Source organism: Exilispira thermophila (assembly GCF_055389015.1).
On sequence record NZ_AP042476.1, the window covers coordinates 1,997,476 to 2,014,859 of the forward strand.

Sequence of the window (17,384 nt, forward strand, 5' to 3'; positions counted from 1 at the left end):
AAAAATTTTTAAACATAAATATTTTATTTTTTTAATGATATTTTTTAAATTAATTTTTGAATAAATTGATTTTTAACATAATTGTGTTATTTTATTTACAATAATTAATATTATTTTTATTTTTGTATTTATTACAAATCTATAAATAATCTAATTTAATTTATTAAGAGGAGCTATAATGAAAAAATCAAAAATATATTTTTTAAACTGTTTTTTTGTTGTTTTAATTTTACTTTTAGCTTTTACAATTTCACTTACTTCTAAAGAAAACTATAAAACTTTTCAAAATGATGTATTTACTTTAAAATGGAGATTTACTGGAAATAATCTTGAAATTATTATGAAAGGTGAAAGTGAGGGTTGGGTAGCTATAGGTTTTGATCCTACAAATGTTATGAAAGATGCTGATATTTATATAGGCTATGTAAAAGATGGAAAAACATATATTGATGATCAATACGGAAACACAATGTTCTCCCATAAAAGCGATACAAAACTTGGTGGTAAAAACAATATTATAAATTATTGGGGAAAACAGGAAGGAGATTTTACTGAAATTGGTTTTGTTATTCCTGTTAATTCTGGTGATAAATATGATAAAAAATTTATTGAAGGCAAAACCTACACTGTTTTATTGGCATGTGGTAAAAAAGATAACTTTACAACAAAGCATTCTTACAAAGCTAAAGTTAAAATAAAATTGTAATTTAATAGAATTTAATATATTTTCCATATTTACTGCAAATACAAATTTTAATTAATACCCATAATTAAATTAATAACTATAAAATTTCATCTCATCTATTTAAATTTCAATTAACTTTTATTAAAATTAAAAAATCGATAAAACTTCATCCCTTTTATATTAATATTGACTTTAAACTGAATAAGTATAATTTTAAATAGGTTTGTATATTTGTTAAAAGTTATAAATAGATTTGATTATATAAAAATTTAATATCTTTATTATATAAGGACAGTACAATGTCTGCACATATTATTTTAATAACTGCTTTATCTTTAATTATTGGTGTATTTGGAGCAAGACTTTTTAAAAATTTAAAAATACCACAGGTTGTTGGATATATTGTTATTGGATTGATTTTAGGAGTTTCTGGATTCAATTTAGTTACTGAAAAAATAGTTATGGACTTTGCGCCACTTAATTATATTGCACTGGGAATTATAGGCTTTCTGGTTGGAGGAGAATTAAAAGCATCAGTTTTTAAAAAATTTGGAAAAACATTGATTATAATTCTCCTTTTTGAGGGCTTATTTGCTTTTATCTTTGTTACCTTAATAGTTTATTTTTTTACTCATAATTTTCCAATGGCTATAATTCTGGGAGCACTTGCTTCTGCAACAGCCCCTGCTGCAACTGTTGATGTATTATGGGAATATAAAGCTGCAGGGTCATTGACAACATTTGTTTTTGCAATTGTTGCACTTGATGATGGACTTGCATTACTTTTATATAGTTTTGCAAAATCAACTGCTAAAATGTTAATAAAACATCAAGGGATAACTCTTTATTCAACTGTTCTACTACCTTTATATCAGATTATAGGTGCTTTTATACTCGGAGCAGGAATTGCTTTTTTTTACAAATGGGTATTGGATTTTACTGCAAAATATAAACACGAAAAAGATCTTTTGCTAAGTTTCACTTTTGGTTCTATTTTACTCATTGTTGCAGTTGCTAAATTACTCGATTTTGATTTGATTTTAGCTGAAATGTTTTTTGGAGTTACATTTGTAAACATTGCACCAAAATATTCTGAAAAAGTTTTTGATCTTATGAAAGAGTTTTCTCCTCCAATATATCTATTATTTTTTATACTTGCTGGTGCAAGGTTAAATTTCCAGAAAATTAACCTGTATATAGTTATTATAGCTGTACTTTATGTAATAGCAAGAACTCTTGGTAAAAACATTGGTCCTTTTTTAGCTGCTAAAATTACAAAGGCTCCTGATAAAATTGCAAAATATATGGGGTTGTGTTTATTTTCTCAAGCTGGTGTAACAATTGGTCTTGCAATATCCACATATAACAAATTTCCAACAATTGGATTTACAGTTTTAAATGTTGTTACTGTTTCAACTTTTATAGTTCAAATAATAGGACCTCCATTTGTTAAATATGCAATTACTAAAGCAGATGAAACTTATAAAAAAATAAGTGATGAAGAAATTTTAGAAAAAATTAAAATTAAAGAATCCATTGATTCCAATCCTCATTTAATTCCTTACAACTATACATTACCTCAAATCTTAAAAGAAGTAGCACTATCAAATTATGATGAATATTATGTAGTTGATGAAAACGATAATGTAATTGGTAGTTTTGATCTATCCACTTTAAAACCTTTAATATACGAAAATGATGAATTAACAGCTAATTTGATTATTGCACAGGATATAACCAGCCCTATCATACATAAAATAAAAATAACTGATAACTTAAAAACAGCATATAATATTATGTTAACCTATAATTTAAAGATTTTACCTGTAGTTGATGAAAAAAATGATTTAAAAATTATAGGTGTAATTTCAATGCAGAATATCAAATCACTTTTAAAAAATGCTACATTAAAACTAAAAGAATCTTTTTAATATACTTTTTAATATATTATTTAACTTTATATATATTATTTTTTTACATATTCTACACATATTAAGCAACAATTCACAAAACTTACTTTTTGTCTTCACATTAAATTCACATTTCATCATTATATTACTAATACAAATGGAATAGAAAACAAGATTCTCTTTAAAAAAAAAGAAAAAGGAAAGATTAATGTTAAAAAAACACTACAATAATTTTTTTTATAATGGTATTAACCTCATCTATGATTTTTGCTTATGGAATTGGAAAAAAATGTTTAAAAGAAGCTTTAAAAACAACTGTAATTATCGAAGAATTAGATATAATAAAGATTTAGAAGATTTTCTTCCATTAGGAAATAAGACTAATATAACTGATCCTGACTATAAATTTTAAACGAATTTTATTAAAATTTTTCTCTTATCCCACAATAAATAAAAAGGCTGCCTTAAAATTAAGGCAGCTTCTTTTTTTAAAAATATATACAGTATTTTTATTCTCAGAAATTTCATTAAAAATATAAACTAAAAATTCATAAAATAATATCCCTGTTATATCTGCTAACAAATCATAAACATCAAAAAAATTATCAGGTTTTGTTGAATCATAAATTTCTTTTAATATTTCTGGTATAAATGCAAAAACAGATGATAAAAAATAATTTTGATTATAATTTATATTTGAAAAAGTATCAAAACAATAAAATGATAACAAAAATAAATTTCCTGAGATAACAAAATGTAAAATCTTGTCTTGAGGTAAATCCTGAGCATTAATATCTATATAACTTGTAAAAACAAAAATAAAAAAAATAAAAAATATTAGTGTAATCTGTTTCATAAATTTATTTTCGGATACTTTAATTTAAAATTTTATCTATATTATAGATTCAATTTTTTTAATAATCTCTTCATTAACATTATCTCTATAATATATAATCGGAGCTCTAAAAACAGGTGACTTTCCACCACTTCTTTTCAATGGAATTAGCAATTCATATGAATCTTTAAAATCCTTCCAATCAATTAACATAGGATAATCTTCAGCTTTTTCACATTCTTCAAGTGATTTATAAAATTCAACATTTTTTATACCTGGTAAAACTTTTTTCACAATATTTTCTGGTAGGTATGTCTTAATTAATATTTCTTTTAGTTGATCTTCAGGAATACCAACTTTTTCAGAATAAACTAAAGTATACCCATTTTTCAATCTTCTTTTCTTTATACTATTTGATAATTCTCTAGAATAAGCTTCTCTACCAATTAAAGCCATATCAAGTTTCTCATAGTTAATATAGTTCATCACCATTGCTGCACTGGGAATCTCCACTAACTCAATTTCTTTAATTTTTTTCCCTATCAGATTTGCATATGGTTTCATTGTTGGACAAAATCCAAGTTTTAATTTTCCCATTATTTAATCCTTTCTTCTATTAATTAAAAATTACACAAATAATTAAAAATTGTACTAACAATTATAAAATATAAAAAAAGAAATTAATATAGAATATTTTGGATATATTAATATTTTAAACAATTTTGATTAAAAGAACTGGTTTTTTAGTTTTTAATATTACTCTATGCGTTGTTGAACCTAAAAATTCATGTGTAAAATCAAGCTTTCCATGTGAAGGTAATAAAATCATAGAAACATCTTCTTCAATAGCAGTTTCAATTATTTTTTTATATGGAGTTCCAAATTTTACCATAATTTTAATTTTTTTCGGATTCAATGTTTTTTGGGCAAGTTCTTTTTTTTCTTCTAAAAGTTTCAAATTTCTTTCTTTTAATTTTTTTTCAATATCCTTTATTTCTTCATTTTCATTATTGTATTTATTAAAATAATAAGAATAGCTATCCATAATCTCTTCAATAACAGATTCTTCAATAACATGTAAAAGTATTAATTCTTCAATTTCTGTATTATTGTTTTTTGCAAAATTTTCTATTGCTTTAAAAGCACCTTTACTAAAATCTGTGGGAAATAAAATTTTTTTAAACATTATATTTCTCCTCGTATAATATATTAAAAATAAAAGTACTATTGACAACCTAATAATATTAGGGATAATAAATATGATATGTGTTTAATGGATAAAATACAAATAAAAATCTCCTTGTCTTTTTAAAGACTTAATAAAGAATTTTGATTTTATCCATCTTAAATCTATATATCAGGCTGTTTAGCAAATATTCAGGATGTTACAGGATTCGAAGTTATTCGTCTCACTGTGTATTCGAGGTTGTGCAAATGCCAGATATTAAAAAAATTAAAAGGAGTTGAATTATGTTTTTTGTAGGTATTGATGTAGCAAAAAAATCTTCTGAAGTTTGTATTATCAATGAAAAAAGAAAGATTGTTAAAAAATTTAAATTAATTCATAATTCTAAGAATTTTAAAAAGTTTTTTGAAATTATTAATAAACTGTCAAATAATAAAAATGATTTTGAATTTGCTTTAGAAGCAACTAATGTTTTCTGGAAACCAGTGTTCTTTAGTATTAGAGAAAAAGGATATAAAATTTCTCTTGTTAATCCTTATTCCTCTTCCTATTTCTCTAAATCCTTTAATAAACATACCAAAACTGATAAACAAGATGCTTTAAATCTTGCTATCCAGTTATCTACTGGATTAATTAAAGAATCACTGGTTCCAGAAAATGATGTCTCTAACCTAAGAGAACTCATAAAGGAATACAATTTCCTTATGAAACAAATATACAATCTCAAAAGAAGAATTTCAAGTATTTTACAAAAAACTTTTTATGAGTATGATATTGTTTTTAGAGACCCTTTTAATGTTACATCAAGAACCATTTTAAAAAAATATCCTTCTGCTTTTGCTTTAGCCAAAGCTAACAAAAACGATATTGTTAAAATTTTTAGATCAATTAAAGGTAACAATAATTCTGAACATAAAGCTAAAAAAATTATTGAATTTGCTAAAATTTCTATTACTCCAAATAATGGCATTAAAGCTAATGAATTTAATCTAAGAAATCAAATTACTGTGTTAGAACTTCTTCTTGAACAAATAAAAAATATAGAAAAAAATATTAACCTTATATTAAAAAATTTAGAATTTAATTATTCTGATAATAATAACAAAAATAGTATTAACCCTATAAAAGCTGTTTTATCAATCCCTGGTGTTGGTAAAAAAACAGTTGCAACAATCATTGGTTGTTGTGGTGATTTAAATAAATTTAATAATGTAAATAAATTTTTAGGATACATTGGCCTTTACCCTGGTAAAGATCAAAGTGGTTCTAAAGATAGAACATATCAAAAATCAAAAGGAATCTCTATTGTTAAAAAACAATTATATTGTTGTGCTGTATCTGCTTTAATGCATAATAATGAATTAAAACAGGTTTACCTTAATGAAATTAACAAAGGAGGTAATTCTAAAAAAGCTATTTTTAAAGTTATGGTTAAGCTTGCTAAAATTATCTGGCATTTGTATACTTATTCCTCTATTTATGATCCTGTTAAGGTTTTTGTTGCTAAACCTCATTGTGCCTGATATATATAAATGTCAAAGAACACTAATTATATTAGATTGTCAACATCCTATTTTTTTTATTTTTTTTGTTGACATATTATAGGATGTCTTTTTAAATTAAATTTAAATTTGTTTTATTCTTAATAATTAAAATTTAACCTTAATTTTGTCATTTTGATATATGCCAATCTTTACATAAATAATAATTATTTATTCTAATCCTGTCAATAAAATTTTAATTTTTTTTAATTTAATATGTAAAAAGCATATATTTTTTTGTGGTAGTTGAAGTTAATAATAAAATTAGAAATTAGTATATTTGATTAAATAAATTAAATTTATATGTCTATCATTATTATAATTTTTCGACTGGATTGTAGTTGTCAAAGACTTAAAAGATAAATATATTTTTACGTGGCAGATGCAGTTAATAATAAAACTTGGAATTATTATCTTTTAAAATATTTAATTAAATTATATAAAGTAATACATATCTATCATTATTAAAATTTTTCGAGTGATTGTCAGTTGCCAAAGGCAAAAGAGAATAAATTATTTCCATGGCATGTGCAGTTAATAATAAAATTCGAAATTATTGTATTTATAAATTATTTAATCAAAATAAATTAAAGTTATGTTATCTATCATTATTAAAATTTTTTGAACGATTGTTAGTTGTCAAAGACATAAAATATTTAATATTTTTGTTTGTAGTTAATGTTTAAATGATTAAATAATAAAATTACATAACTAACTTAGTGAAAAAAATTTTAATAATGATAGAATCCATTTCTTATTTTTTAAATATCTCAATAATTTCAATTTTATTATTAACAAAAAGGATTTTTTCTATCCCCTTCTCAAGTTTATCTTTGTCAAAACAATTTAATATAACTTGCTTTTCTTCTTCAGTTATTCCAAACTTTAAATTAAGCAATTTTATTAAAACCTGTTGCTTATCAAGTATTTGCCCTTCAAGTTTTCCTTTTAATTCACCTTCTTTTAATCCTTCTATTTTGCTTTCTTTTATTAATGATTCTAATATAGATGGCATCTTGCTCTCCTTCTCTTCAAGTTTTTTTATCACCATTTCTCTATCTTCACTTTTCAATATTGACAATATATATACATAAAATATTCCTTTTATTTCGCTATTTTCAATCTCTTCATCTATTATATCAAGTATCTTGTATATTATTTCCTTATCCTCTTCTGCTTTATATTTTAATACATCAAGAGCTAATTTCAAGTATCTATTATAATTCATTACTTTATAACTTAATTTATTCTTACTATCATTAAAAAATAGATATTTAAAATTTAATAAATATTTATTAAAATTATTTTTAATCTCTTTATCTATTTTAAAATTATTTATAAATTCTGTATCAATATCCCATTTACTTTTTCCATGATAAAAAACAACAGGTATTATTAAAGATAAATCTTTATTGTTTTGAAAATCTTTTTCCCATTTAACTAACATATATCGTAATAGTTGAATAAAGATAGCATTATCTTTATATGATTTATGTTCAAAAAGGAAGTAAATGTTAATATTATGTTTAGAGTTAATTAAATTAGTTTCAAAAACAAGGTCAGCAAATCTATTTTTAAATTCCTTTGTAATGTATGAAGAGTCAACAATTTTTAGGTTATCAATATCAATATATTTTTTAATATTATCAGGTAGTATAATATTAATAAAATCTTTAGCATTATTAATATTTTTGAAAACGATTTTAAAGAATGTATCATGTGGATGTTTAATAAAATTAAAATAAATATCTTTCATACTGCATAATCCTTTTTTATTTGTCTTTTATTATTTATAGACAAGAAAATATTCAAAAAAGTTGCATGAATGAAAAAATTTTTCGAATGGATGTTAGTTGTCAAAGACTAAGTAGAAAATATTATTTTCGTGGTAAGTGCAGTTAATAACAAAATTGAAATTGGTATATTTAATTAAATTAATGAAAGCTATATCTATCCTTATTATAATTTTTCGAGTGGATGTCAGTTGCCAAAGGCAAAAGAGAATAAATTATTTCCATGGCATGTGCAGTTAATAATAAAATTCGAAATTATTGTATTTATAAATTATTTAATCAAAATAAATTAAAGTTATGTTATCTATCATTATTAAAATTTTTTGAGCGATTGTTAGTTGCTAAAGGCTAAACAGAATATATTAGTTGTTTTTTTTACTGCTTTAAAAGTATTAAATTATAGAATTACATAACTAACTTAGCGATAAAAATTTTAATAATGATAGAATCTATTTCTTATTTTTTAAATATCTCAATAATTTCAATTTTATTATTAACAAAAAAATGCTTTACATTTTAAAAAATATAATTAAACTAACTTATGTGCATATGCACAAATATAAATTATAGGAGTGGCTTATTCCCTTTAAAAAGAAAAAACGATTTTGCAGGTTCCTTGAAAATGATAAAGTTTTTAAGCCTGTTGGTATTCCTATTCATATGAGTGAATCAAATACCCTAACACTTGATGAATTTGAAGCTATAAGATTATGTGATTATGAGAGGAAAAGTCAAATTGAAGCTTCAAAAATTATGGGTGTATCACGAGGCACTGTTCAACGTATACTGGAAAGGGGAAGAAAAAAAATAGTTGATTCTTTGCTTAATAATAAAATTATTTTAATTAAAAATAAATGTTAAAAAACAAAAAACATTCTGGAGGATAAGATGAAATTAGCAATACCAGTTTTAGAAAATAATGGGTTAAACTCTATTATTTCAGAGCATTTTGGACATGCTCCATATTTTGCTTTTGTAGAAATTAAAAATGAGAAAGAAAATTCTGAAGATGATTCACAATATTCTTTAGAGATTATCAAAAACCCTTTAGATAATCATGGTCCTGGTGATATTCCTCATTATTTAAAAAGAGAAAATGTAGATGTATTGATTGTTAGAGGTATAGGAGGAAGAGCAATACAATTTTTTCAGCAACTAGGAATAACTGTATTTAGGGGTGCAGCAGGTGATGTTAGAAGTTTAGTTCAGGCATATCTTGAGAAAAAAATTGAAGATAAAGAATATACTGTTAAAGAAAAATACCATAATCATGGAGAAAGTGATTGTGATCATGATGAAAACTGTAAATAAGGGATAAAAAAAAGGGGGAATTACCCCCTTTTTTTATTAATCAGTTAAAAAAGAAATATTAAAATCAGTTGAATTTTCAAAATCATCTGGTGTATAAATAAAAGTTATAGAATCAAGTAATAATGCAAGAGGGTATGCAGAAACATCCACAGCTGGAGATGCTCCATTTGCAACATAACCATCAACATTATTGTAATAAATTGGATTATCAAGATTTAAAATAAAAAGTATTGAATCAAGAGATGGATCATCAGGATTATTAGTTTGCCATGTTTCTAAATTAGTTTTAAAATCCTGTTCAGTTACACCAGCATTTTCATCCCAACCAATTCCAGCTGAAGTAAGAGCACTTTGAACATCATTATTTTCTGGATAGTTAACCCATGTAAAAAGAATAGTTAAAAAAGCTTCATCAATAGATTTTAAACTGGTATTATCCGAAACTGTACTTTCTGGGAAATATAATTTAACTGTTGAATAATCATTAACCGGGTCATTTACTGCTTTAAACATATAAACATGGTTTGCTTCATAAGAATGTGGATTTGTACCATCATCAAATACATAGTTATATAAAACACCACCTTCAAAATCTATTAAATCACCATCTTTATACCCATGAAAGTATAAGTTAATAGGATAAATAGCTGAAGAAGGTGAAGAAGTATCCCATGTAACCCATCCTTTTAACTGCTCTGAACCTGTTACAGTACCATCATAAAAAATCTTTACCATTGATACATCTGAACTTGAATCCATCTGTTGAACATCAAGAATAAATTCCCCTTTTACTTCACCCTTATTATAATTAATTTGTAACATTAATGTAGCAGGATCTTCAGTTGTTCCATTATAAATATTGATTCTAACAGCATAAGTTCTTGATGAATCCGTTGATACAACAACATAATAATTTCCAATTACACCTGCAAAAGAATCTGGAATATAATTTTCATTCAATGTATTAATAATCTGATTAACAGTGTCAATTCCCCAATCTGCTGCTGAAAGTGCATCTCTAAAAGGTTGAAAAACTCCTGGAGCATCAGGTGCACCTGTTGTTGCTTTAACACTTTTTACAGTTGATGCCAAACTTGCAGGGATAGTCATGGCTATTTCAGGAATTTTTTCTGTAACTTTTGTTAAAGCTTCACATGAATACATGGAAAAGAAAACAAAAATTAAAATAAGGAAAACTATAGCAATCTTTTTCATATACCCTCCATTTTGTTTTATTATATCATTACAAAATACTTATTACTTTAGTAATTAAGTATTATATAACTTTTAAAAAGTAAATCGTTAAAAACGATGAACATTTTTACAGGGTTCTGGATACTTATTATTTCAATAAATTGTATTAATCCTTATATATTAATAATACACTTTTTCTTAATATCAACTTATGACATTCCAGAATTATAATTAAATAGCAGCCATTATCCCACTGATTATTAAAATTATTAATGCAAGACTCGAATTAATTAAAATTGGGAATATTCTTTTTTTATTATATTTGATAATTTTCTCACCTCTTAGTTTTTCTTTTTTTTCCTTTAATCTCATTTTCTGCCTTAAAATTATAAATATGAGCATAAAACCTGTTAAAATAAACTTTATAAGGTGTAAAATTTTATAGGTTTGACTATAATCTGTTATTTTTTTAATAACTAAACCTGTTTTTCTTTGAATTAATCCTGAAAGAATTATCAAAATAAGAGAAACTATAACATAAATTGTTAATCTATCAAAAAATGGAGGTTCTTTAAAATTTACATTTCCATTCATATTAAAGCATTTGAAGATTGTGAAATTTTGTTTATTCCTAAACATAAAATTTTAAAATTAATTCATAAAGATAAGAGATTTGAACAGGCTTATTACAAATTGATAGCCAATAGATTTTACAATATATATGAAAAATTATTATTACTACAATTTAAAACAATAGATAAAAGGTTTCTATTTTTTATAGAACTCCAGTTAAAAAAAGGAAAAATTAAACCAGATCTTAATGGATGGATTAAATTACCTTATACTATTGATAAAATAGCTGATTTTATAAATGTTGAACGTCCATCTCTTTCAAGAAGACTGTCTATTCTTGCAAAAAAAAGGAAAATAATCAAAAAAGGGAATCTTATCAAAATAAACATAAAAAACTAAATAAAAATAATTATGTCTCCATTTTTCCATATAATTTATTATATAATACAAGGTCAGCAAATACTATAGCTGCTGCAGCTTCAATTACAGGTAGTAAACGAAATAAAATTATAGAATCATGTTGTCCTTCTATTTTCAAAACATCTTTTTTACCTGTTTTTAAATTTATAGTTTTAATTTTTTTAGAAATACTTGGGATAGGTTTTGATACAACTCTAAAATAAACTTCATTTCCATTAGTTATACCTCCTGTTATCCCACCATTATAATTATATTTAGTTTTTCCTGAAATATCTTCAATTATATCAGCAACTTCACTTCCAAGATATTGTGAAAATTCAAATCCAAGTCCAAACTCAACCCCTTTAATTGAAGGGATCGAAAAAAGGATATGGGATAACATAGATTCCACTGAATTAAAAAAGGGCTCTCCTAACCCTGCATCAACATTAGTTATTTTGCATTCAATAATGCCCCCTGCTGAATTACCTTCTTTTTCAATATTTTCAATAAATTTGGAGATATTAAAATTATTTGATTCATCGTTATTTTTTCCTTTTGTTTCTTCATTCCTTTCTTTTTTATTCTTGTAATTTATTTTGTCTTTTTCATTGAATATATCATTAAAATTATATTTTATTTTTTTTGCTAAATTATCTTTCATTGGATTAATTTTTGTATGATTTGTATGATTTGTATGATTTGTATCACTTTTAATATCATATTTATAAATTTTTGTTATATAGCTTTCAACCTGAATTGGTTTAATTATCTTTTTTGCAACAACACCTGCTGCAACTAAAGCAATTGTCATTCGTCCTGAAAATTGTCCCCCACCCCTATAATCGTTATACCCATTATACTTTATATATGCAGCAAAATCAGCATGACCTGGTCTTGGAATATCTTTTATCTTTTCATAATTTTTTGAATTATAGCTTTTATTTTCAAAAAGAATGGTAACAGGCATTCCTGTTGTAACACCTTTAAAAACTCCACTTATAATTAATGGTTTATCCTCTTCAATCCTTTTTGTTTCTCCTGAACCACCTGGTTTTCTCCTTTTTAAATCCTTTTCAAAATCCTTTTCACTTAATTTAATTCCTGATGGTACTCCATCTATTGTTACACCAATATATTTCCCATGTGACTCCCCAAATATCTGTATATTGAAAATATTTCCAAATCTATTCATACAATACCTCTATTACTATTTTTTTATTACTATTATTACTATAACCACTTTTACTATTGATCTTTCTATTAATATTTCTACCTTTTTAATGTAACTTATTAACTTTATTTTTTGCTATTAACTTATATTTTTAACTATTAATTTTTATTTTTCAATTTATTAAATTCTTTAAAAAAATCTGGAAATGACTTTTTTACAGACTTTTCATTAAGTATTTTTATCTTTTTATTAAAAATCAATGAAGCAAAAGCAAATGTCATAACTATTCTGTGATCATTAAAAGAATTAATTACTATTTTCTTTTTTATATCATCTAAATTATTGTTTTTATTATCAAAATTGAATTTATTAGAATTTTTATTAAAAAACCTTTGATTTAAAATATCAACGCCATAAACTTTCAAAAGGTCATTATCATCATCATAATGGAGCTTAACTTTTAATTTTGAAAATCCTTCAATTAATGAATTAATTCTATTTGATTCTTTGTTTTTCAATCTTTTAACAGAATAGATAGTTGAAATCCCTTTTAAACCTGATGCTAATAAAACAAGAGGGGGAACAAGGTCAGGGTTATCCTTTGCATCAAAATTAAAACTTTCCATATATCCATTAACAAAATTAATTTTAAATTTATTATCTTTGCTAATTTTAAATTTTTCATCTTTTATTTTTGAATTAAAAAAATCATAAATTACCCTATCACCTTGTTTTGAATTTACATCTACCCCTTTTATATCAAAATCTCTTAGTCTATAATCATTTTTAAATATGTAAGAATTTTTTAACATATAATATTTATAAACATAAAAAAATGCTGCTGCTGACCAATCCCCTTCGATATAAATACTATTTTTTATTGGCTTATCATTTTTATAAAAGATTAAATTATAATTATTTTTATAAATAACCTTGTCTTTAATAGAATTATTATGAACAATATTATTAACATCATTATCATATACATCAAAACTAACATTTATTTTTCTTAAAAAATCCAATGTAAGGTCTATATAAGGTTTACTTCTAATATTTAGTAAGTTTATAGTGGTTTCAAATGGCAATTTTGAGGAAACTAAAATAGCACCAGTTGCAATTTGTGAAGTTTTAAAACTATTTATAACAATTTCGTTACAATTGTTTTCAAAAAAAGTGAAATATTTTTTTAAAAAATCATTCTTTTTTAAAAAATTTTCTTTATCGTTTTTATAATCTTCTTTATTTTCAAAAGAATTTTTTAATATCCCATTAGAATCTAAATCATACAAATAATCTATTAATTCCTTTAACTTTTCAATATTGTAACTTATCTTAACTGGTAAATAATCATATTTTTCTATAAATTCAAAATTAAAAAATTTTAATATTCCCTGATTTAAATAATTTTGATCAATATCAAGAACTCTTTTATTTAAACTTCCTTTTCCATACATTAAAACAGATTTCTTTGAATAATTTAAAATAAATCCATTTAAATAACTTGAAATAAATCTCTTTTTAAAATCTGAATTAAACTTACCTTCATTAACTTTATCTAATTTAATATTCTTTTTTAAGAAATTATCATTATCTTTATTTTTTTTATCTTTTAAAATATATTTTTTTAATATTGTTGTTTTTGTATTTTCAAATAAATGAAATAGTTTTATTGTAAAATCGAATAGCAAATAATATGGAATTATTGAAATAAGCATTCTACATAAAAGTCCTGATTCTCCACAATTAAGTTTTTCAGGTAAAGAAAATGATTTGCTTAAAAAATTTCTTTTATTTATTTTTCTTTTATTTATTTTTATATAATTTTTCATCTTATTAACCTTTATATCTGTTCCCAGTTTTTTAAACACCTTTATTGTAGAAATTACATCATCACATAAATTAATATTTTCTAAAATAGAATAATCATAAATACTAATTTTTAACTTTTTATTATCATCATTTTTTCTATAATTATTATTTCTATTTTTCTCATTATTTGTTTTATTATCAATTTTATTAAAATCAAAATCAGGCATCGAATAAAAAGCAATTGCTCTAATTAATAGACTTTTAGATGCAGGAATATTAATAATATTTTTTTTGTTTTTTTTTAAATTCATCAATTTTTTAGTCATTTTAAAAATTATTATTTTGTTTTTTCTTGGTTTGTTTTATATAAATTTTTTTAAACTTAATCTTTTATTTCCATTATACCCAATAACATCATTAGAGCAAACCATTGAGTTTAGTACTGCTTCTTCTGTTGCTTCAGATATTGCTCTAAATACAATATCCAATTTTTCCTCTTTAATAGTTGAAATATTAAATATATTTTTGTTTATAACAAAATTCTGAATATTATTTTAATAACTATCATTACATTCTTCAACAATTTGGTTAAATGATTTAATTTCAATACCTTTTTTATTATATTTTTTAACCATTAAAAATAATTTAAAAGATAAACTTAGTTTATTGTAATTTTTCCATTTATCAAATAAATTTTTTAATTTGAAAAAAAAGTAATTAATTTAAACTTTACTTGAATCAATAAATATTAGATCATGTAATTTAAAATTATATAAATTAAATTAATATTGCAGAAATTAATTTTATAAGAGATTAAAATGACTACAACAATTAATAAAGAATTTTTAATAAATGCAAAACCATTTCTTAAATGGGCTGGGGGGAAAACACAACTGCTTGAAGAACTTTACAAAAGAATTCCTGCTAAATATAAAGAAAAAAAAATTATTGATGTTTATATTGAGCCTTTTGTTGGAGGAGGAGCTTTCTTTTTCTATTTAAAACGAAATTACATAATAAAAAAATCTTATTTATTTGATATAAATAAAGAATTAATTTTGGCATACAAAGTTATTCAAAAATATCATAATGAATTAATAAGGTATTTAAAAGAAATTGAAAAATCATATTATACATTAAAAACCGAAGAAAAGAAAAAAAATTTTACTATAATATAAGAAATATTTATAATGAACAGCTTGTTACATTCAATTATAAAAATTATTCTTTTGAATGGATTATTAGAACAGCTTATCTTATATTCTTAAACAAAACATGCTTTAATGGTTTATTTAGAGTAAATAAAAAAGGAGAATTTAATGTTCCTTTTGGTAGATATAAAAAGCCTAAAATATGCGATGAGAATAATATAGTTAATGTTAATAAAGCTTTACAAAATACTGAAATATTTAATGACGATTTCGAATTATCAAAAAATTATATAAAAAAAGATAGTTTTGTTTATCTTGATCCACCTTATAGACCTATAAATAAAACATCAAACTTTACAGGTTATACTGAAACTGGTTTTACTGATAAAGATCAGATTAGATTAGCTAACTTTTTTAAAAAAATGGATAAAAATGGAGCATATTTGATGCTTAGTAATTCTGATCCTAAAAACCATAATAAAGATGATAACTTTTTTGAAGATTTATTTAAAAACTTTAATATTGAAAGAATATCAGCAAAAAGATCTATTAATTCAATTGCTTCAAAAAGAGGACAAATTAATGAATTAATTATAAGAAATTATTTTTAAATAAATATTAATATTAATTTTGATGGAGCTATAATGAAAGAAAAGCTATATTATGAATATTTAAATGTAAACAATATAGATAACATAATTGAATTATTCCATGATACTTTAATTGATACAAACAGAAGTTTTAATTTTTTTGTAGATTGGGATAAAATTAAAAAAAATGCTGAAAAATTTAAAATTGAATTAAATATTTTTAACTCACTAATAGGAAGTAAAAATTTTAATCAAGATTTAAAAAATATTTTAAGTAATTATCCTAATGTAATTCCTGTAATTCCCTTATTACTTGCAATTAGAGATACAAAATTAAAAATTATTAAAGATTTTTCTGAAAAAAATTATGAAATTATAGAATACAATTTTGAAAATCAAAATCTAAAAGATAATAAAATTGAAAAACTTATTGTTTTTTTTGAAAAAACAGGTTTAAAACATTTTTTTCTAAATTTATCTTCAAAAAGCATTTATGACTATTTAATTGGAATTGAAGTTGGGATGGATACCCATGCAAGAATAGATGGGCAACACATAACTCAAAATATAGAGGAAACTTTGCGCCACAAATAGCTAAAAATATTATTCTTAGATATTCTAAAGAAGGTGATATAGTCCTTGACCCAATGGTAGGTGGAGGTACCTCACTTATAGAATGCAAATTATTAAATAGAAGAGGGATTGGTATCGATATTAATCCTGAAGCAATTGAAATTACTAAAAAAAATCTTGACTTTGATTTTAATAGTAAATACAATCAAAATGTAAAAATTGGAGATGTTAGAAACCTTAAAGAAATACAAAATGAAAGTGTAGATTTAATATTAACACATCCTCCATATTTAAATATTATTAAATATTCTGATGGTAAAATAAAAAATGACCTTTCAAATATATCAAGTGTTAAAAAATTTTTAAATGAATTTGAAAAAGCTATTAAAGAATTTTATAGAGTTTTGAAAGAAGATTCATATTGTGCCATCCTGATTGGAGACACCAGAAAAAGCAGACATTATACTGGAAAGCAATGGTAAATAAATATAATTTTTTATTAATAATGCATGAACATTTATTTATTTTTAGAAAACCAAAAAAAGATGAAAATCTAAGTAAATTTAAATATAGCATGGGTAAACCATAAAACTATTGCATACCCTTTTAAACTATTTTACAAATTAAAAACTTATTAAAATTTCATCTTATTAAATATCT

General features: G+C 23.0%; 20 protein-coding genes. 11 read left to right on the top strand and 9 right to left on the bottom strand.

Features of this window, described 5'->3' with window-relative positions; genetic code table 11:
* Positions 1-178: 178 nt before the first annotated feature.
* The 3 genes from ACZ5EC_RS08405 to ACZ5EC_RS08415 all read left to right on the top strand — a co-directional run bounded on the left by ACZ5EC_RS08405 (position 179) and on the right by ACZ5EC_RS08415 (position 3,007).
* Positions 179-706 (top strand): DOMON domain-containing protein, encoded by a 528-nt coding sequence (locus ACZ5EC_RS08405; protein ID WP_464302036.1) that lies wholly within the window; start codon positions 179-181, stop codon positions 704-706.
* A 278-nt stretch (positions 707-984) separates the two neighbouring features.
* Entirely contained in the window at positions 985-2,616 is a 1,632-nt protein-coding gene (locus ACZ5EC_RS08410) for a cation:proton antiporter domain-containing protein (RefSeq protein ID WP_464302037.1), read from the top strand.
* Positions 2,617-2,803: 187 nt separating this feature from the next.
* Positions 2,804-3,007 (top strand): hypothetical protein, encoded by a 204-nt coding sequence (locus tag ACZ5EC_RS08415; protein ID WP_464302038.1) that lies wholly within the window; start codon positions 2,804-2,806, stop codon positions 3,005-3,007.
* 24 nt (positions 3,008-3,031) lie between these two features.
* On the opposite strand, the gene ACZ5EC_RS08420 is transcribed toward ACZ5EC_RS08415, so the two are convergent.
* From ACZ5EC_RS08420 to ACZ5EC_RS08430, 3 genes are all read right to left on the bottom strand, one after another.
* Complete coding sequence (locus ACZ5EC_RS08420; RefSeq protein ID WP_464302039.1) at positions 3,032-3,451, bottom strand: VanZ family protein; 420 nt, start codon at positions 3,449-3,451, stop codon at positions 3,032-3,034.
* A 36-nt stretch (positions 3,452-3,487) separates the two neighbouring features.
* A complete protein-coding gene (locus tag ACZ5EC_RS08425; protein WP_464302040.1) occupies positions 3,488-4,027 on the bottom strand; it encodes a hypothetical protein in 540 nt (179 codons plus the stop codon).
* Between the two features lie 115 nt (positions 4,028-4,142).
* A complete protein-coding gene (locus ACZ5EC_RS08430) occupies positions 4,143-4,616 on the bottom strand; it encodes a universal stress protein (protein ID WP_464302041.1) in 474 nt (157 codons plus the stop codon).
* Positions 4,617-4,900: 284 nt separating this feature from the next.
* Between ACZ5EC_RS08430 and ACZ5EC_RS08435 the strand changes: the two genes are divergently transcribed.
* Positions 4,901-6,139 (top strand): IS110 family RNA-guided transposase, encoded by a 1,239-nt coding sequence (locus ACZ5EC_RS08435; protein ID WP_464301685.1) that lies wholly within the window; start codon positions 4,901-4,903, stop codon positions 6,137-6,139.
* A gap of 772 nt (positions 6,140-6,911) precedes the next feature.
* Here ACZ5EC_RS08435 and ACZ5EC_RS08440 read toward each other — a convergent pair.
* On the bottom strand, positions 6,912-7,913 hold the full coding sequence (locus tag ACZ5EC_RS08440; RefSeq protein ID WP_464302042.1) for an Rpn family recombination-promoting nuclease/putative transposase: 1,002 nt from the start codon (positions 7,911-7,913) through the stop codon (positions 6,912-6,914).
* Positions 7,914-8,529: 616 nt separating this feature from the next.
* On the opposite strand from ACZ5EC_RS08440, the gene ACZ5EC_RS08445 reads away from it, so the two are divergent.
* Both ACZ5EC_RS08445 and ACZ5EC_RS08450 read left to right on the top strand, forming a co-directional pair.
* A complete protein-coding gene (locus ACZ5EC_RS08445) occupies positions 8,530-8,811 on the top strand; it encodes a DUF134 domain-containing protein (RefSeq protein WP_464304157.1) in 282 nt (93 codons plus the stop codon).
* A 27-nt stretch (positions 8,812-8,838) separates the two neighbouring features.
* Positions 8,839-9,261 (top strand): NifB/NifX family molybdenum-iron cluster-binding protein, encoded by a 423-nt coding sequence (locus ACZ5EC_RS08450; protein WP_464302043.1) that lies wholly within the window; start codon positions 8,839-8,841, stop codon positions 9,259-9,261.
* A 36-nt stretch (positions 9,262-9,297) separates the two neighbouring features.
* Here the strand turns inward: ACZ5EC_RS08450 and ACZ5EC_RS08455 are convergent, their stop codons facing one another.
* Together ACZ5EC_RS08455 and ACZ5EC_RS08460 are read right to left on the bottom strand one after the other, a co-directional pair.
* Positions 9,298-10,476: a hypothetical protein gene (locus ACZ5EC_RS08455; RefSeq protein ID WP_464302044.1), complete on the bottom strand. Its 1,179-nt coding sequence runs from the start codon at positions 10,474-10,476 to the stop codon at positions 9,298-9,300.
* A gap of 210 nt (positions 10,477-10,686) precedes the next feature.
* A complete protein-coding gene (locus ACZ5EC_RS08460) occupies positions 10,687-11,049 on the bottom strand; it encodes a hypothetical protein (RefSeq protein WP_464302045.1) in 363 nt (120 codons plus the stop codon).
* 27 nt (positions 11,050-11,076) lie between these two features.
* On the opposite strand from ACZ5EC_RS08460, the gene ACZ5EC_RS08465 reads away from it, so the two are divergent.
* Positions 11,077-11,427 carry a Crp/Fnr family transcriptional regulator gene (locus ACZ5EC_RS08465; protein ID WP_464302046.1) on the top strand — a complete coding sequence of 117 codons (351 nt, stop codon included), beginning with the start codon at positions 11,077-11,079 and terminating at the stop codon, positions 11,425-11,427.
* Between the two features lie 10 nt (positions 11,428-11,437).
* Here the strand turns inward: ACZ5EC_RS08465 and ACZ5EC_RS08470 are convergent, their stop codons facing one another.
* The 3 genes from ACZ5EC_RS08470 to ACZ5EC_RS08480 all read right to left on the bottom strand — a co-directional run bounded on the left by ACZ5EC_RS08470 (position 11,438) and on the right by ACZ5EC_RS08480 (position 14,958).
* A complete protein-coding gene (locus ACZ5EC_RS08470; RefSeq protein ID WP_464302047.1) occupies positions 11,438-12,622 on the bottom strand; it encodes a chorismate synthase in 1,185 nt (394 codons plus the stop codon).
* 137 nt (positions 12,623-12,759) lie between these two features.
* On the bottom strand, positions 12,760-14,721 hold the full coding sequence (locus ACZ5EC_RS08475; protein ID WP_464302048.1) for a 3-phosphoshikimate 1-carboxyvinyltransferase: 1,962 nt from the start codon (positions 14,719-14,721) through the stop codon (positions 12,760-12,762).
* A gap of 51 nt (positions 14,722-14,772) precedes the next feature.
* Entirely contained in the window at positions 14,773-14,958 is a 186-nt protein-coding gene (locus tag ACZ5EC_RS08480; RefSeq protein WP_464304158.1) for a P1 family peptidase, read from the bottom strand.
* Positions 14,959-15,228: 270 nt separating this feature from the next.
* Here ACZ5EC_RS08480 and ACZ5EC_RS08485 point away from each other — a divergent pair, with 270 nt between their 5' ends.
* The 4 genes from ACZ5EC_RS08485 to ACZ5EC_RS08500 are packed head-to-tail and all read left to right on the top strand — an operon-like array spanning position 15,229 to position 17,206.
* Positions 15,229-15,588 carry a DNA adenine methylase gene (locus ACZ5EC_RS08485; RefSeq protein WP_464302049.1) on the top strand — a complete coding sequence of 120 codons (360 nt, stop codon included), beginning with the start codon at positions 15,229-15,231 and terminating at the stop codon, positions 15,586-15,588.
* A 5-nt stretch (positions 15,589-15,593) separates the two neighbouring features.
* Positions 15,594-16,172 (top strand): DNA adenine methylase, encoded by a 579-nt coding sequence (locus ACZ5EC_RS08490; RefSeq protein ID WP_464304159.1) that lies wholly within the window; start codon positions 15,594-15,596, stop codon positions 16,170-16,172.
* Positions 16,173-16,205: 33 nt separating this feature from the next.
* Positions 16,206-16,745: a DpnII family type II restriction endonuclease gene (locus ACZ5EC_RS08495; protein WP_464302050.1), complete on the top strand. Its 540-nt coding sequence runs from the start codon at positions 16,206-16,208 to the stop codon at positions 16,743-16,745.
* The gene (locus ACZ5EC_RS08500; RefSeq protein ID WP_464304160.1) at positions 16,742-17,206 is read left to right on the top strand and encodes a TRM11 family SAM-dependent methyltransferase; all 465 of its coding nucleotides are present in this window, start codon (positions 16,742-16,744) and stop codon (positions 17,204-17,206) included. The genes ACZ5EC_RS08495 and ACZ5EC_RS08500 overlap by 4 nt, the downstream gene beginning before the upstream one ends.
* Positions 17,207-17,384 lie beyond the last annotated feature (178 nt).

What these genes read in the sequence shown, in the direction of transcription:
- ACZ5EC_RS08495 (WP_464302050.1), top strand. Translation starts at nt 16,206, where the DNA reads ATGAAAGAAAAGCTATATTATGAATATTTAAATGTAAACAATATAGAT.
- ACZ5EC_RS08485 (WP_464302049.1), top strand. Translation starts at nt 15,229, where the DNA reads ATGACTACAACAATTAATAAAGAATTTTTAATAAATGCAAAACCATTT.
- ACZ5EC_RS08460 (WP_464302045.1), bottom strand. Translation starts at nt 11,049, where the DNA reads ATGAATGGAAATGTAAATTTTAAAGAACCTCCATTTTTTGATAGATTA.
- ACZ5EC_RS08435 (WP_464301685.1), top strand. Translation starts at nt 4,901, where the DNA reads ATGTTTTTTGTAGGTATTGATGTAGCAAAAAAATCTTCTGAAGTTTGT.
- ACZ5EC_RS08475 (WP_464302048.1), bottom strand. Translation starts at nt 14,721, where the DNA reads ATGAATTTAAAAAAAAACAAAAAAAATATTATTAATATTCCTGCATCT.
- ACZ5EC_RS08450 (WP_464302043.1), top strand. Translation starts at nt 8,839, where the DNA reads ATGAAATTAGCAATACCAGTTTTAGAAAATAATGGGTTAAACTCTATT.
- ACZ5EC_RS08410 (WP_464302037.1), top strand. Translation starts at nt 985, where the DNA reads ATGTCTGCACATATTATTTTAATAACTGCTTTATCTTTAATTATTGGT.
- ACZ5EC_RS08420 (WP_464302039.1), bottom strand. Translation starts at nt 3,451, where the DNA reads ATGAAACAGATTACACTAATATTTTTTATTTTTTTTATTTTTGTTTTT.
- ACZ5EC_RS08470 (WP_464302047.1), bottom strand. Translation starts at nt 12,622, where the DNA reads ATGAATAGATTTGGAAATATTTTCAATATACAGATATTTGGGGAGTCA.
- ACZ5EC_RS08455 (WP_464302044.1), bottom strand. Translation starts at nt 10,476, where the DNA reads ATGAAAAAGATTGCTATAGTTTTCCTTATTTTAATTTTTGTTTTCTTT.
- ACZ5EC_RS08405 (WP_464302036.1), top strand. Translation starts at nt 179, where the DNA reads ATGAAAAAATCAAAAATATATTTTTTAAACTGTTTTTTTGTTGTTTTA.
- ACZ5EC_RS08430 (WP_464302041.1), bottom strand. Translation starts at nt 4,616, where the DNA reads ATGTTTAAAAAAATTTTATTTCCCACAGATTTTAGTAAAGGTGCTTTT.
- ACZ5EC_RS08415 (WP_464302038.1), top strand. Translation starts at nt 2,804, where the DNA reads ATGTTAAAAAAACACTACAATAATTTTTTTTATAATGGTATTAACCTC.
- ACZ5EC_RS08440 (WP_464302042.1), bottom strand. Translation starts at nt 7,913, where the DNA reads ATGAAAGATATTTATTTTAATTTTATTAAACATCCACATGATACATTC.
- ACZ5EC_RS08425 (WP_464302040.1), bottom strand. Translation starts at nt 4,027, where the DNA reads ATGGGAAAATTAAAACTTGGATTTTGTCCAACAATGAAACCATATGCA.